14 protein-coding genes are annotated in these 12,955 nt (G+C 71.5%); 10 read left to right on the top strand and 4 right to left on the bottom strand.

Translation table 11 applies throughout. The annotated features are described in order from the left end of the window. The first annotated feature begins 9 nt into the window (after window positions 1–9). From LCH29_RS23050 to LCH29_RS23035, 4 genes are read left to right on the top strand one after another with little or no spacing between them, the layout of a single operon-like run. Window positions 10–1,386 (top strand): MFS transporter, encoded by a 1,377-nt coding sequence (locus LCH29_RS23050; protein ID WP_446463635.1) that lies wholly within the window; start codon window positions 10–12, stop codon window positions 1,384–1,386. A 58-nt stretch (window positions 1,387–1,444) separates the two neighbouring features. Then, the gene (locus LCH29_RS23045; protein WP_446463634.1) at window positions 1,445–2,539 is read left to right on the top strand and encodes a Gfo/Idh/MocA family protein; all 1,095 of its coding nucleotides are present in this window, start codon (window positions 1,445–1,447) and stop codon (window positions 2,537–2,539) included. A gap of 14 nt (window positions 2,540–2,553) precedes the next feature. Next, a complete protein-coding gene (locus LCH29_RS23040; RefSeq protein ID WP_446463633.1) occupies window positions 2,554–3,360 on the top strand; it encodes a sugar phosphate isomerase/epimerase family protein in 807 nt (268 codons plus the stop codon). A 54-nt stretch (window positions 3,361–3,414) separates the two neighbouring features. Then, window positions 3,415–3,915, top strand: coding sequence for a type II 3-dehydroquinate dehydratase (locus tag LCH29_RS23035; protein ID WP_446463632.1), 501 nt, complete (start codon window positions 3,415–3,417; stop codon window positions 3,913–3,915). On the opposite strand, the gene LCH29_RS23030 is transcribed toward LCH29_RS23035, so the two are convergent. Genes LCH29_RS23030 through LCH29_RS23020 form a run of 3 tightly spaced genes read right to left on the bottom strand, consistent with a single transcriptional unit; the run spans window position 3,865 to window position 6,114 of the window. Further along, on the bottom strand, window positions 3,865–4,266 hold the full coding sequence (locus LCH29_RS23030; protein WP_446463631.1) for a YunG family protein: 402 nt from the start codon (window positions 4,264–4,266) through the stop codon (window positions 3,865–3,867). The two genes, LCH29_RS23035 and LCH29_RS23030, sit on opposite strands and share 51 nt — an antisense overlap. A gap of 43 nt (window positions 4,267–4,309) precedes the next feature. Beyond that, the gene (locus LCH29_RS23025) at window positions 4,310–5,092 is read right to left on the bottom strand and encodes an MBL fold metallo-hydrolase (RefSeq protein ID WP_446463630.1); all 783 of its coding nucleotides are present in this window, start codon (window positions 5,090–5,092) and stop codon (window positions 4,310–4,312) included. 56 nt (window positions 5,093–5,148) lie between these two features. Continuing rightward, window positions 5,149–6,114 carry a PDR/VanB family oxidoreductase gene (locus tag LCH29_RS23020; RefSeq protein WP_446463629.1) on the bottom strand — a complete coding sequence of 322 codons (966 nt, stop codon included), beginning with the start codon at window positions 6,112–6,114 and terminating at the stop codon, window positions 5,149–5,151. A gap of 245 nt (window positions 6,115–6,359) precedes the next feature. Here LCH29_RS23020 and LCH29_RS23015 point away from each other — a divergent pair, with 245 nt between their 5' ends. The 5 genes from LCH29_RS23015 (at window position 6,360) to LCH29_RS22995 (ending at window position 10,283) form a co-directional block, all read left to right on the top strand. Next, window positions 6,360–7,526 (top strand): acyl-CoA dehydrogenase family protein, encoded by a 1,167-nt coding sequence (locus tag LCH29_RS23015; protein WP_446463628.1) that lies wholly within the window; start codon window positions 6,360–6,362, stop codon window positions 7,524–7,526. 61 nt (window positions 7,527–7,587) lie between these two features. Further along, window positions 7,588–8,136 carry a PaaI family thioesterase gene (locus LCH29_RS23010; protein ID WP_446463627.1) on the top strand — a complete coding sequence of 183 codons (549 nt, stop codon included), beginning with the start codon at window positions 7,588–7,590 and terminating at the stop codon, window positions 8,134–8,136. After that, window positions 8,136–9,035, top strand: a complete 900-nt coding sequence (locus LCH29_RS23005; RefSeq protein WP_446463626.1) for an alpha/beta hydrolase family protein — start codon at window positions 8,136–8,138, stop codon at window positions 9,033–9,035. Before LCH29_RS23010 ends, LCH29_RS23005 begins: the two co-directional genes overlap by 1 nt. A gap of 16 nt (window positions 9,036–9,051) precedes the next feature. Continuing rightward, window positions 9,052–9,423, top strand: a complete 372-nt coding sequence (locus LCH29_RS23000) for a hypothetical protein (RefSeq protein WP_446463625.1) — start codon at window positions 9,052–9,054, stop codon at window positions 9,421–9,423. Further along, window positions 9,414–10,283 (top strand): SCO6745 family protein, encoded by an 870-nt coding sequence (locus tag LCH29_RS22995; protein WP_446463624.1) that lies wholly within the window; start codon window positions 9,414–9,416, stop codon window positions 10,281–10,283. Before LCH29_RS23000 ends, LCH29_RS22995 begins: the two co-directional genes overlap by 10 nt. Here the strand turns inward: LCH29_RS22995 and LCH29_RS22990 are convergent. Next, window positions 10,185–11,621, bottom strand: coding sequence for an MFS transporter (locus tag LCH29_RS22990; protein ID WP_446463623.1), 1,437 nt, complete (start codon window positions 11,619–11,621; stop codon window positions 10,185–10,187). The two genes, LCH29_RS22995 and LCH29_RS22990, sit on opposite strands and share 99 nt — an antisense overlap. A gap of 181 nt (window positions 11,622–11,802) precedes the next feature. On the opposite strand from LCH29_RS22990, the gene LCH29_RS22985 reads away from it, so the two are divergent. Beyond that, complete coding sequence (locus tag LCH29_RS22985) at window positions 11,803–12,948, top strand: ABC transporter ATP-binding protein (RefSeq protein WP_446463622.1); 1,146 nt, start codon at window positions 11,803–11,805, stop codon at window positions 12,946–12,948. Window positions 12,949–12,955 lie beyond the last annotated feature (7 nt).

Below are 12,955 nucleotides of genomic sequence, written 5' to 3'. Positions count from 1 at the left end.
GGCCCAGACATGTCCCCGACGACCCCTCCCGCTCCCCCCGATGAGGCCACCTGGAACGAGGCCAAGGCCCGCCAGGCCGCCCGTGCCAGCTTCCTCGGCAGCATGCTCGAGTACTACGACTTCTATGTGTACGGGTCCGCCGCGGCGCTGATCTTCAACGAAGTGTTCTTCACCCGCGCCCACGGAGCCATCGGCACCCTGGCCTCGCTCGCCACCTTCGGCGTCGGCTATGTCGCGCGCCCGGTCGGAGGCGTGGTGCTCGGCCACTTCGGGGACCGGGTCGGGCGCAAGAAGGTCATGCTCTTCACCCTCGTCCTCATGGGGGCATCCACGTTCCTCATCGGATGCCTGCCGTCCTACAGCAGCATCGGCATCCTCGCCCCCGTCCTGCTGGTACTGCTCCGGCTCGCCCAGGGATTCTCCGCCGGTGGCGAGCAGGCCGGTGCCAATTCGCTCACCCTGGAACACGCGCCACCGAACCGCCGTGCCTTCTACACCAGCTGGACCCTGACCGGGACCCAGGCCGGGTTCATCCTCGCGAGCCTGATGTTCCTGGCGGTGTCCACGCTGCCCGATGAGCAGCTGTTCGCGTGGGGGTGGCGCATTCCGTTCTGGTCCAGCGCCGTGGTGGTCGTGGTGGCGTACTGGGTGCGGCGGCGCCTGGAGGAGCCCCGGGAGTTCACGGAGAAGAAGGCGCACGATCGCACCGCGCGCCTGCCGGCGGTCGCCGTCCTGAGGTCACAACCGTGGGACGTGCTGCGGGTGGCGCTGTGCCAGTTCAACTCCGTCGGCGGCAGCATCTTCTCCGTCTTCGCCCTCGCCTACGCGACCGGGGACGACGTCGGGCTCTCGCGGACCACCATGCTGTGGGTGGCCATCTTCGCCAACGTCCTCGCCCTGGTGATGCAGCCCCTCGCCGCGCTGCTGGCGGACCGGATCGGCCGCAAACCGGTGTTCATCGGCGGGGCGCTCGGCTTCGCGGCGACCATGTTCCTGTACCTCCACGCGCTGTCCACCGCGAACCTCGGGTACATCTTCTTCGGCGCGTTCCTCGTCACCTCGTGCTTCTACAGCTGCCTGAACGCCACCTGGCCCTCGATGTACGGGGAGTGGTTCAGCACCCCCGTGCGTTACTCGGGAACGGCGATCGGCACCCAGGTCGGTATCGGCTTCGCGGGCTTCGCGCCCACCATCGCCTACGCGATCCTCGGCGACGGTCCCGGCGGCTGGATCCCGGTCGCCCTCCTGGTCGCCTTCGCCATGGCCGTCGCCGCCACCTCGTGTGCGACCGGCAGGGAGACCTACCGGACCCCCATGTCCGGACTCGGCAAGCCGTCCGCCCCCACGGCCACGCCACAACCCCAGCGGCCGACCGTCACCCGATAGAGCCGTCCGTCACCGCGACAGAGCCCCGCCACCCGACAGACAAGGACCGAGACCGACCATGACCCGGACACTCCGCGTGGGAATCATCGGATGCGGCAGGATCGCGCTGAACCACGCCAAGGCGCTGCTCGCCAACGACAACGCCGAGCTGTACGCCTGCTGCGACATCGACGGCGCACGGGCCGCGGAGTTCGCCACCCGGTTCGGCATCCCCCACGCCTACGACAACACCGCCGACCTCATGCGCTCCGGCGTCGACACCGTCACCGTCTGCACGCCCCACCCCTCCCACGAGGCCACCGTCGTCGCCGCGGCCCGCCACGGCCTCGACGTGCTGTGCGAGAAGCCGATCTCCATCTCGCTCGCCGAAGCGGACCACATGATCGAGGCCACGGAATCCGCCGGTGTGACCTTCGGGGGCCTCTTCCAGCGGCGCTTCTGGGAAGCGTCGCAACGCGCCCATGAGGCCATCCGGAACGGCCGCATCGGCACCCCCGTCTTCGCGAGCGTCGCCCTGCGCCTGGGGCGCGACGCCGCGTACTTCACCTCCGACCCCTGGCGCGGGACATGGGACGCCGACGGCGGCGGCGTCCTCATCAACCAGGCCATCCACTACATCGACCTCATGCAGTGGTGCGTGGGATCGCCCGTCGTGCGGGTGAGCGGGAACATCGCGACCCTCAAGCACGGCGACCACATCGAGGTGGAGGACACCGCCGTGGCCACCCTCGAATTCGCGAACGGCGCCCTCGGCGTCATCCAGGCCGGTACGACCTTCGCCCCCGGCCTCGGCACCCAGGTGCTGGTCACCGGGGACAACGGCGCCACCGTCAGCATCACCGAATTCCCCGAGGGCGAACCGGCGTTCAACGACATCTGGACCGTCGCCGGAGAGGAGAGCTACCGGCCCGTCCACTCCACCGAGATCGACTCCGATCCGTCCCTCGCCACGATCCACGAGGGGCTCACGCCCTACCACGCCCTACAGATCGACGACTTCATCGACGCCGTCGCCCAACGCCGCGAGCCGCTCGTCACGGGGCGTGAGGCCAGGAAGGCCCTGGAGATCGTCCTCGCGATCTACGAATCCGCCCGGACCGGCGGGCCCGTGGACCTCGGCGCGGCCCGCCCGGCACAGCTGACGCACCGGTGAAGGGCGGCCGCACCATGACATCTGACCAACTCGCCCTGGGGGCCATGACCTTCCGTGGCCGGGACTTCGAAGCCTCCTTGGACGCGGCCCGGCGCAGCGGATTCCCCGCGGTCGGCATCTCGGTGGCCCAGTGCGTGGCGTGCCTGGAGCGCGGCATCCCGCCCGAAGCCATGGCCGAGGCCCTCCGCGGCCACGGGCTGCGGGTCGCGGAACTCGAACTGATCCGCCTCGGCGAACGCGGCATCGCCCGGCACCTCAACGCCCTCGTCATCGACCTGATCGGCATCCTGAACCCGGACCGGGTCCATGTGGCCGCGTTCTCGGGGACGGTGGAGGACGTGAGGCGGGAGTTCGCCACCCTGTGCGAGGAGATCACCACCGCCGACGTGGCCTTCGAGTTCATGCCCTACAGCACCGTCCGCGATCTGCCCACCGCCGTGGACCTCGTACGCGCCACAGGCTCCCCGAGGGCGAAGCTGGTGCTCGACGTCGTGCACTTCTTCCGCTCGGGCGCGGAGGTCACCGATCTCACGCCCGACGTCCTCGACCTCACCGCCGGTCTCCAGGTGTCCGATCTCGTGCCCAGGCCGGGCAAGAGCCTGGCCGAGGAATCCCGCCACCTGAGGGCGTTCCCGGGTGACGGCGTACTCCCGCTGGCCGACTTCCTCCGCGCGGCTCTCGCCGCCGGTGGCGACACGCCACCGCCGGTCACGGTCGAACCCGTTTCGGACGCGCTGGAGACCCTGCCCGTGGCGTGGGTCGCCGAGCGCGCGATGCAGTCGACCGCGCGCCTGCTCACCGCGGCGAACTGGCCGCGCTAGGCGGTCGGCGACCCAGACCGACCCTCCTCCCCCCCCCCGACGACGGAGAACCCGATGATGCGAGCCGCAGTACTCCACGGCCCGAACCTGAACCGGCTCGGCAAGCGCCGCCCCGACAAATACGGGCACGCCACCCTGGCCGACATCGAGCGCGACATCGATGACACCGCCGCCCGTATCGGTGTCGCCGCGCAGCACTTCCAGTCCAACCACGAGGGCGCACTGATCGACTGGCTCCATGAGCGTCAGGACGCCCTCGACCTCATCGTCGTGAACCCCGCCGGACTCACGCCCTACGGCTACTCGCTGCTGGACGCCCTCAACGACACCGGCCTGCCCTTCGCCGTCGTCCACATCTCGGCCTTCGCCGCCGTGGACGGCAGGACGCGCGAGGACATCTTCGCCGCGTCCGCGGCCGTCTACGCCTCGGGAATGGGATGGCGCGGCTACGCCCACGCCCTCGAGGCGCTCACCGCCAAGATCACGGGTGCGCCCGCTCCCGGATCAGACGGGCCCCGGGAGCGGCCCCAGGCGCTCGATGAGGCGCTCACGTAGCAGCAGGTACTCCGCCCAGCGGCGGCGCAGCGGACCCGGCGGGCGCGGGACGACACGGGCGGCCGTGATGGTCTGCCCGTCCTGGAACTGCTCCCGGGTCAGGTCGAGTTCGACGCCGCTGGGCAGCCGGACCCACCAGTGGGAGCCGCGCCGGGAACCGTCCTTGAGATACACCTCGCCGACCACGAGGTCGCCGCCGAAGACATCGGTGACGACCAGGGACGTGATGTCGCAGTGCCCGCGGGCCGGGTTGCCCGGCTGCCATTCGGCCAGGTCATCAGGTGAACAGGTGTCGGCGGCCCAGCTTGCCCGCAGCGCCTTGTCGAGGTCGAGCAGATTCCAAGGGGTCATGACGGCAGCATCGCAGCCGGCACTGACAACGCCCCCTGGGCAGCTATCCGGCCGACCGCACCGGGATCCTCAGTCCGGGTGCGGCCTGCCGGACAGGGCCGGAGAACTCGCTCGTGGCGGTCTTGGCCAGATGCGCGAGCCATTCCGGCTCGTTGGAGGCGAAGTGGGTGAGCACCAGCTCGCCGACGCCCGCGGCGTGCGCCGTGCGGCCCGCGTCCGTACCGGAGAGGTGGCCGTGGTCGCTGTCGTCGGGCTCGGAAAGGGTCGCCTCGGCGAGCAGGAGGTCCACTCCGGCGGCCAGTTCTGTCAGCGCCGGGGTGACACCGGTGTCCCCGGTGTACGCCAGGGAGCCGGACGGGGCCTCCACCCGCAGCCCGCAGTTCGGCAGGACATGCCGCAACTCCCGGGGCGTGACGGTGCAGTCGCCGACCCGGAAGCTTGTCCCGGGGGTGTACTCGCGCACGTCGAACGCCACCTCGAAGGCCCGGTCCAGCAGCGGCAGCGTGGCCACCGGAAACAGCGCGCCCCACCTGGCGAACAACTCCCGGGCGTCCGAGGGGACGTACAGCGGTACGGGGCGGAATTCGCCCGTGCGGCGCGGCGGGCCGCCCTGCACCTCGACCAGGCCGTTCAGCAGCGATTTGCCGATCGGCAGCAGGTCGTAGCAGTGGTCGGAATGGAAATGCGTGATCACCACCGCGTCCAGGGAGGTCGGCGCCGCGACCGCGCCCAGGGCGACGGCCGTACCCGGTCCGCAGTCGAGCAGCAGTCGCGCCCCGGCGGTTTCCACCAGGTACCCGGAACTCGGCTGTCCGTCCGCGGGCATCCCGGCCCGGCATCCAAGAACGGTGAGCTGCATGTGATGTCCGATCTAGTCGATGGTCAGAGATCCAGCACCAGGTGCGGGGAAGCGGCCCGGGACACGCAGAGCATCATGGTGGTGCCGTTCTCCCGCTCGTCCTCGGTCAGCACCGAGTCGCGATGTTCCACGTCGCCGTCGAGCACGGTGGTCTCGCAACTGGCGCAGGTCCCCTCGCGGCAGGACGACGGAACGTCGACGCCCGCCGCGCCGAGGGCGTCCATGATGGACTGCCCGGGGCCGACCCGGACGGTTCCGCCCGTGGTGGCGAGGCGGACCTCGAATTCCCGGTCGGGGACGGTGGAGGGCTCCTGGGCGCGGGCCTGGAAGCGTTCGATGTGCAGGGTGCCCGTGCGCCGCTCGCCCCACAGCCGTTCGACGGCGGCGAGCAGCGGTTCGGGGCCGCAAGCGTAGACGGCGGTGTCCGGCCGGGCGGTGTCCAGGATTCCGGCCAGCGGCAGCAGCCCGTGTTCGTCCTCCGGCAGCGCCCGCACCCGCTCGCCGTGGCCGCCGAGTTCGGCGAGGAACGCCATCCGCTCGCGCCGCCGCCCCCCGTAGTGCAGCTCCCACTCCGCGCCCCGGGCCGCCGCCGCGTCGAGCATCGGCAGCAGCGGCGTGATGCCGATGCCGCCCGCGATGAACAGATAGCGGGGGGAGGCGACGAGCGGGAAATTGTTGCGCGGAGTGCCCACCAGCAGCCGTGCACCGGCCTCGATACGGTCGTGCAGAAAGCGCGAGACGCCGCGGCCGTTCTCCTCGCGCAATACCGCGATCCGGTAGCGGCGGCGGTCATCGGGATTTCCGCACAGTGAATACTGGCGTACCGATTCGGGATCGGCGTCCGGGGCGAGCACGTCGATATGCGCGCCCGGTGCCCATTCCGGCAGAAGCCCGCCGTCCGGATCGACCAGTTCGAATGAGCGCACTTCCGCCGCCTCGTCGCGGACGGCCACGACCTCCAGGGCCGTCCGGTCAGCCAAAGTCGCCACGGTATTCGTCCTCCTGATATCGGCGCGGAATCGGCGGGCACCGGAAGTCTCTCCGAAGGAGAGCGGCGGAGAACGCGCGGCATTCGGTCTCCATTCGGCCGATTGGTTCTGGCAATGGCACGTATCCCGCGCGCGGAGGTCTGGCGGAATGGTCGCGACATACCGATGGCCACGACACACCGATGGTCGCGACACACCGATGGTCGCGACATACCGATGCTCGCCCAGCCGAGGAGGAGTCCGCGGTGCCCAGTCCACAGGAACTCGCCGCCCGTACCCGCGCCTTCGTTCACGACCGCGTCCTCCCCGTCGAGCGGGAGGTGGTGGTGGACGGCCGCCCCATGGACGACGCCCTGCGCCTGGAACTCCAGAAGGCGGCCAAGGATGCGGGCGTCTTCGGGCCGATGTCCGCCGTGGAACACGGGGGTCTTGGCCTGGACATGCGTGGGGCGGCGCTGGTGATGGAGGCGGCGGGTACCAGCCTGATCGGCCCGCTCGCCGTCAACTGCTCGGCGCCCGACGACGGCAACATCCATCTGCTGGCGCACGCCTGCGACGAGGAGCAGAACCGCCGCTATCTCGCCCCGCTGGCCGCGGGCGAGGTGCGCTCGGCCATTGCCATGACGGAGCCCGCCCCCGGCGCAGGGTCCGATCCGCGCATGCTGATGACCGTCGCCGAGGAGACCGACGACGGCTGGGTGATCAACGGCAGGAAGCACTTCACCACCGGGGCCGAGGGCGCCGCGTTCACCATATGCGTGGCCAACACCGACGACGGCGTCACCCTGTTCCTGGTCGACCAGGACAACCCCGGCATGAAGGTGGGCCGCCGGATGCCGACCCTGGACCACAGCAACCCCGGCGGCCACAGCGAGGTGGCGTTCGAGGACTGCGTCGTCCCTGACAGCGCGGTGCTCGGCGAGGTCGGCCGGGGCCTGGACCACGCCCAGGCGCGGCTGGCCCCCTCCCGGCTGACCCTGTGCATGAACTGGCTGGGCCTCGCCACCCGCGCCCATGAGCTGTCCGCCCGCCACATCGGGGGCCGCTCCGCCTTCGGCGTGCCCATCTCCGAACACGGCATGGCACAGGGGCTGGTCGCGGACAACGAGATCGACATCGCCGCCTCCCGGGCCCTGATCCACTCCACCGCCACCGTCCTCGACGAGCGGGGCCCGCTCAGTTCGGACGCCCGCCACGCCGCATCCGTCGCCAAGACCTTCGTGGCCGAGGCGGTCTGGCGGGTCTTCGACCGGGCGGTGCAGCTGCACGGCGGGCTCGGGGTGTGCGAGGACCATCTGGTGGCCCGCTTCCTGGTGGAGGCCCGGGCGGTACGGATCTACGAAGGGGCGTCCGAGGTGCTGCGCTGGTCCATCGGCCGCCGGGTGCTGCGCACCGTCCAGCGCGATGCGTGAACCGAACACTCAGCGGCCGATCACACAGGCACCCATCACTCAGCCACCGATCAAGCAGGGGATGACGAGCGTGACCACCGACGTGAAGACCCAGCCCGGCGGCGCCTACTCGGCGGCGTTCGGCCACATCGACCCGGCCGATCCGGACTACGACGAGATCCGGCGCGTGTGCACCACCCTCGTGCCGTTCGGCAACCACGCCGGAGTGCGGGTCACCGAGATCGGCCCCGAGCGCGCCGTCGTGGAGGTGCCCGACGCGGAGCATCTGACGAACCACATGGGCACCGTGCACGCGGGCGCCCTGTTCCTCGCCGCCGACATCGCCGGTGCCGCCGCGTTCCTCGGCGCCGCCGCCACCCGGCTGCACACCATCCGCCGCTTCGTGCTGCGGGACAGCAGGACCGCCTTCCGCAAGCCCGCCATCGGCCGTATCCGCGCCCTCGGGCTGATCGACGAGCGGGCGATCCGCGAGGTGCTGGCCGCCGAGGGCGAGCTGCGGATGGACGTGGACGGCAAGGCGCTGATGTACGACGACGCCGACGTCCTCGTCGCCAAGGCCACCTTCGACTACGTCGTGGACGTGGCCACCGGCGCGGACCAGGAGCGCTGATGACCACGCCGAGCAAGAGCGAGGAGCGCCCCTCGGAGTTCGGCGCGCTCGAAGAGCTGCGGCCGACCACACCGGACGGCGCGGGCTTCGTCATCCGGCTGCTGCCGCACCAGGACCCCGCCGCGCCGGTGGTGCTGATGCTGCCCGCGATGGCGATGAAGGCCAAGTTCTACCTGCCGATGGCCAAGGCTCTGGCCGCAGCGGGCTGTTCCGTCGCCACCGTCGATCTGCGCGCCCAGGGCGAGTCCACCCCGAAGCTGGGCGACGCGCCGAACTTCGGCTACCGCGAGCTGCTCGAGGTCGACATGCCCGCGATCGTCGACGCCGTGGTGGAGCGCTTTCCGCAGGCGCCGCTGCATCTGTTCGGGCACAGCCTCGGCGGCCAGGTGGCGCTGCTGTTCAGTGCCACCGCGCCGCACCGGATCTCCAGCGTCACCATCATCGGCACCGGCAGCGTGTACTGGAAGGCGTTCGAACGCAGGCGCTGGTTCGAGGCGCTGTGGAAGATCCAGTGGATCGGCCTGGTCGCCCGGATCACCGGGCGGTGGCCCGGCGGAGTGCTCATCCCCGGCGCCATGCAGGGCCGGGTGATGGCCGACTGGTCCCGCCACTCGCTGACCAGCCACTACCGGCCCCGGGGCGGGTCGTACGACTACGACCGCAAGCTGGCAGCGCTGAAGCTGCCGGTGCTCGCCATCTCCCTGGACGAGGACCCGCTGGGCCCGAAGTCCAACGTGGACTTCCTGTGCGGCCGGACCGCGACGGCCGACATCACGCGCTGGCACATCGACGCGTCGTCGGCCGTCGTCCACCGCGACCACTTCCAGTGGATCAAGGACAGTACGGTCATCGGACCCCGGATCGCCGCATGGCTCCGGGACGGACAGCCCCCGCGATGAAGCTCTACACGGGGGCGTGAGCCCGCTCGGCATCGCCACCGGGGCCGCCGCCTACCGTCACGGCGACGCCTGGCTGGCCGGGGTGCTCCGCACCCTGGACACCAACCGGCGGCTGCTCGCCGACCTGCTGGGCGAGCTGCTGCCCGCCGTCCGCTACCGCCTCCCAGAGGGCACGTATCTGGCCTGGCTGGACTTCCGGGGCCTGCAACTTCCCGCCGAACCAGCGGAGTTCTGGCTGCGCGAGGCCAGGGTCGCGCTCAGCGCGGGCCGTCTCTTCGGCGCGTCCGGCGCGGGCCACGCCCGCCTCAACCTCGCCACCTCGCCGCACATCCTCGACCGGCTCGTACGGGCCATGGCCGACGCAAGGGGACACCGAGCGTGGAACTGAGCCTGGTCCGGTACGCCTGGCACACCGCCGAACCGGTGCACGCCGTCCTGTACTACGCGCCGGAGACCCAGGCGGCCACCGGGCCGCTGGGGCTGCCCGGCCGGTGGATGTGGTACTTCGGCTGCCGCGCCGCACCGCTGGGCGCCATCGGCGCCGCCGCCGCGACCTCGGTGTTCTACCACCTGGCGCCCGCCATGGTGTCCCGTTCCGTGCCCGCCCTGTGGGACCACGCCACCCCGCACGACGTCCTCCGCGCCAGGCTCGCGGCCATGGACGCGGCGCTGCGACGGCTGGCCGGGCCGGTGCTGGACGCCCCGGGCCTGGTCCGGGCGGCCGAACTCGCCACGGCCGCCGCCACCGTCGCGGACGGCGCGGGCGGGCGTCCGCTGGGCGCGGCCAACGCCGCGCTGCCGGTGCCCGACGCGCCGCACCTGGCGCTGTGGCAGGCGCTGACCACGCTGCGCGAGTACCGGGGCGATGGCCATGTCGCGGTGCTGGCCGGGCAGGAGATCGATCCGTGCGCGGCGCATGTGCTCTCCGCCGCGTCCGGCCGCTCACCGCGGTCCGACGCGGAGAAGTACCACAAGTGGACGGAAGCCCATTGGTCCGGCGCGCTCGGCGAACTCGTCCGCCGCGGCTGGCTGCGCGAGGACGGAACGCTGACGGCGGCCGGTGCCGGCGTCCGCGAGCGGATCGAGACGGACACCGACCGCCTGGCGGCGCGCCCCTACCGGGCGCTGGGGCAGGCGCGCACCGAGGAACTAGTCGCGTGTGTGCGCCCGTTCGCCGACCTCGTCATGACCGCGGGCGCCGTTCCGGTCCCCAACCCCGTCGGCTTCGACTGGCCGCCGCGCCGCTGACCCGGGCAGCACCACCGCCGTCAGCGCGGCGGCCAGGGCCGCGGCCACCGCGGTGGCCAGGAAGGTCAGATGCATCGCGTGGACCGTGCCACCGCGCTCCGGCGACAGGATCCCCGCCAGCGCGACCCCGTGGACGGCGCCGAACTGCCGGAAGGTGTTCACCGTGCCCGAAGCGGTCCCGGCCAGACGCGGGGATACGTCGCCCATCATGGCCTGGATCGCCACCACCCCGCTCGACAGCGGTACGCCCGCCCCGAGCAGCACCAGCGCCCAGGCGTAACCGGGGTAGCCGACACCGGTCTCCACCAGGGTCAGCCCCGCGAGCCCCGCCGCCACGCACACCAGGCCGGTCACCATCGTGCGGCGGGTGCCCCAGCGCGCCACCACGGACGAGGCGGCGACCGCCGCCACCGCCAGACAGCCGAACAGGGTGACGAAGCGCAGCCCGGTCTGGAGGGCCGACAGCCCGAGCGCACCCTGGAGATGGGTGGTGAGCAGGAACAGCACCGCGTACAGCCCCAGCAGCCCGAGGAAGTTGACGGCGCAGGCGATCGCCACGGTCGGGATGCGCAGCAGCGTCGGCGGCAGCATCGGCTCCGGCGTACGCGACTCCCACCAGCCGAACACCGCCAGCGCCGCCACCGCCACCGCAGCCAGCGCGAGGACCGTCGCGGACAGCCAGCCGAGGGCGCGCCCCTCGATGGCCACGAAGGTGAGCGCGGCGCCGCCGCCGGTGAACAGCAGCTGCCCGAGGGCGTCCACCCGCCGCCCGGCACCGGACGGCGCGGCGGGCGGCATGGTGGCGAGCAGCCCGGCCAGGGCGACCACACCGATGGGGATGTTGATCCAGAACATGCTGCGCCAGCCCGCGGCGTCCACCAGCAGCCCGCCCAGCAGCGGTCCGAGCGCCAGCGCCACCCCGCTGGTGCCGCCCCAGATGCCGATGGCCCGGGCGCGCTGCCGTGCGTCGTCGTACAGGCCCGAGGTCACCGCCAGCGACAGGGGCACGATCGCCGCGGCGAACACACCCTGCGCGGCGCGCGCGGCGATCAGCGTGCCGGTGTCCGGGGCCAGCGCGCAGCCCGCCGAGGCCGCGGTGAACCCCGCGATGCCGAGGGCCAGGACGTTCCGGCGGCCCAGCCGGTCACCCAGCGAGCCCGCCGTCAGCAGCAGACACGCGAACGACAGCGTGTACGCGTCGAGCAGCCATGGCCCGGCGGTCGTGCCGCCGCCCAGGTCGGCACGGATATCGGGCAGGGCGACCGGGGTGATGCTGGTGTCGAGATAGACCAGAAATGTGGCGGCACAAATGAATGCGAGGAGGGGCCGAGAGCGCATGGGTTCCATGCTGACCGGCCTCCCCTGTCCTCTTTCTTGTCAATTCCCTTCGCCACTCGGCTGATCGAAGAAATCAATCACCGCCCGGTGAGCGCATATCGTCAGGACTGGTTTACCTCGAATACATCTGTGGCTGTTGTGGTTCTCCCGCACGATAACCCGGCGGGAAAGGAATTGACTCGTGAGCCGATTGGGCATCGAAGGCGTGACCAAAAGCTTCGGCCGGACCGTCGCCGTCGACGGGGTCAGCCTGGATGTCGGGCACGGCGAGTTCCTGGTCCTGCTCGGGCCGAGCGGCTGCGGCAAGTCGACCCTGCTGCGCATGATCGCGGGGCTCACTCCGCTGTCCGCGGGCCGCATCCGCCTCGACGACACCGACATCACCCACACCCCGCCGCGCGACCGCGACCTCGCCATGGTCTTCCAGAGCTACGCCCTCTACCCGCATCTGAGCGTCGCGCGGAACATCGGCTTCCCGCTGCGCGCCCGCCGCCGGACGCGACCCGAGATCCGCAGCCGGGTCGCGGAGGTCGCCGAGGTGCTCGACCTCGGCGAACTGCTGGAGCGCCGCCCGCGCGAACTGTCCGGCGGCCAGCGCCAGCGCGTCGCGCTCGGCCGGGCGCTGGTGCGCGACCCCGGCGCGTTCCTGATGGACGAGCCGCTGTCCAACCTCGACGCCAAGCTGCGGTCCTCCACCCGCGCCGAGCTGACCGGCCTGCACCGCAGACTCGGTTCGACCTTCGTGTACGTTACGCACGACCAGGTCGAGGCCATGACCATGGCGACCCGGATCGCCCTGCTGAACGCGGGCCGCCTGGAGCAGGTGGGCACGCCTGCCGAGGTCTACGACGAGCCCGCCTCGGTGTTCGTCGCGGGCTTCCTCGGCTCACCCCCGATGAACCTGATGGACGCGCGGATCGTCAGCCGGAACGGCGAACTGCGGGCGGTGGCCCAGGACATCGACGTCCCCCTGGGCATCGCCGGTGAACTGCCCCCGCGCGACGTGGTGCTGGGGGTACGGCCCGAACATCTCGCCCCGGCCGCGACGCCGATGCTGCGCGCGCAGGTGAAGATGGTGGAGAACCTGGGCAGCGACGAGGTCGCCCACTGCACCGTCGGCTCCGCCGCGGTGGCCCTGCGCGGACCGCGCCCGCTCGGCATGTCCACCGGCGACGCGCTGGGACTCGGCGTGGCGCCGCACCACATCCATCTCTTCGACCGGAGCAGCGGACGCCGGCTGACCTGGAACGCCGATCCGGTATCAGAACCATTCGCCGCAGCGCCTGCGCCGAAATCCCCGTATCAGCAAGCCCATACGCTTCACTAGGAGCATT

The sequence above is a fragment of the Streptomyces sp. BRA346 genome (genome assembly GCF_052851135.1).
Note: the sequence above shows the minus strand (reverse complement) of the source record. Positions and strands in the feature narration are given on the sequence as shown.

Bases quoted from the DNA above. Each gene is read 5' to 3' on its own strand.
- LCH29_RS23050 (WP_446463635.1), top strand. From the start codon at position 10: ATGTCCCCGACGACCCCTCCCGCTCCCCCCGATGAGGCCACCTGGAAC.
- LCH29_RS23010 (WP_446463627.1), top strand. From the start codon at position 7,588: ATGACGAGCGTGACCACCGACGTGAAGACCCAGCCCGGCGGCGCCTAC.
- LCH29_RS23045 (WP_446463634.1), top strand. From the start codon at position 1,445: ATGACCCGGACACTCCGCGTGGGAATCATCGGATGCGGCAGGATCGCG.
- LCH29_RS22990 (WP_446463623.1), bottom strand. From the start codon at position 11,621: ATGCGCTCTCGGCCCCTCCTCGCATTCATTTGTGCCGCCACATTTCTG.
- LCH29_RS23035 (WP_446463632.1), top strand. From the start codon at position 3,415: ATGATGCGAGCCGCAGTACTCCACGGCCCGAACCTGAACCGGCTCGGC.
- LCH29_RS23025 (WP_446463630.1), bottom strand. From the start codon at position 5,092: ATGCCCGCGGACGGACAGCCGAGTTCCGGGTACCTGGTGGAAACCGCC.
- LCH29_RS23005 (WP_446463626.1), top strand. From the start codon at position 8,136: ATGACCACGCCGAGCAAGAGCGAGGAGCGCCCCTCGGAGTTCGGCGCG.
- LCH29_RS23030 (WP_446463631.1), bottom strand. From the start codon at position 4,266: ATGACCCCTTGGAATCTGCTCGACCTCGACAAGGCGCTGCGGGCAAGC.
- LCH29_RS23040 (WP_446463633.1), top strand. From the start codon at position 2,554: ATGACATCTGACCAACTCGCCCTGGGGGCCATGACCTTCCGTGGCCGG.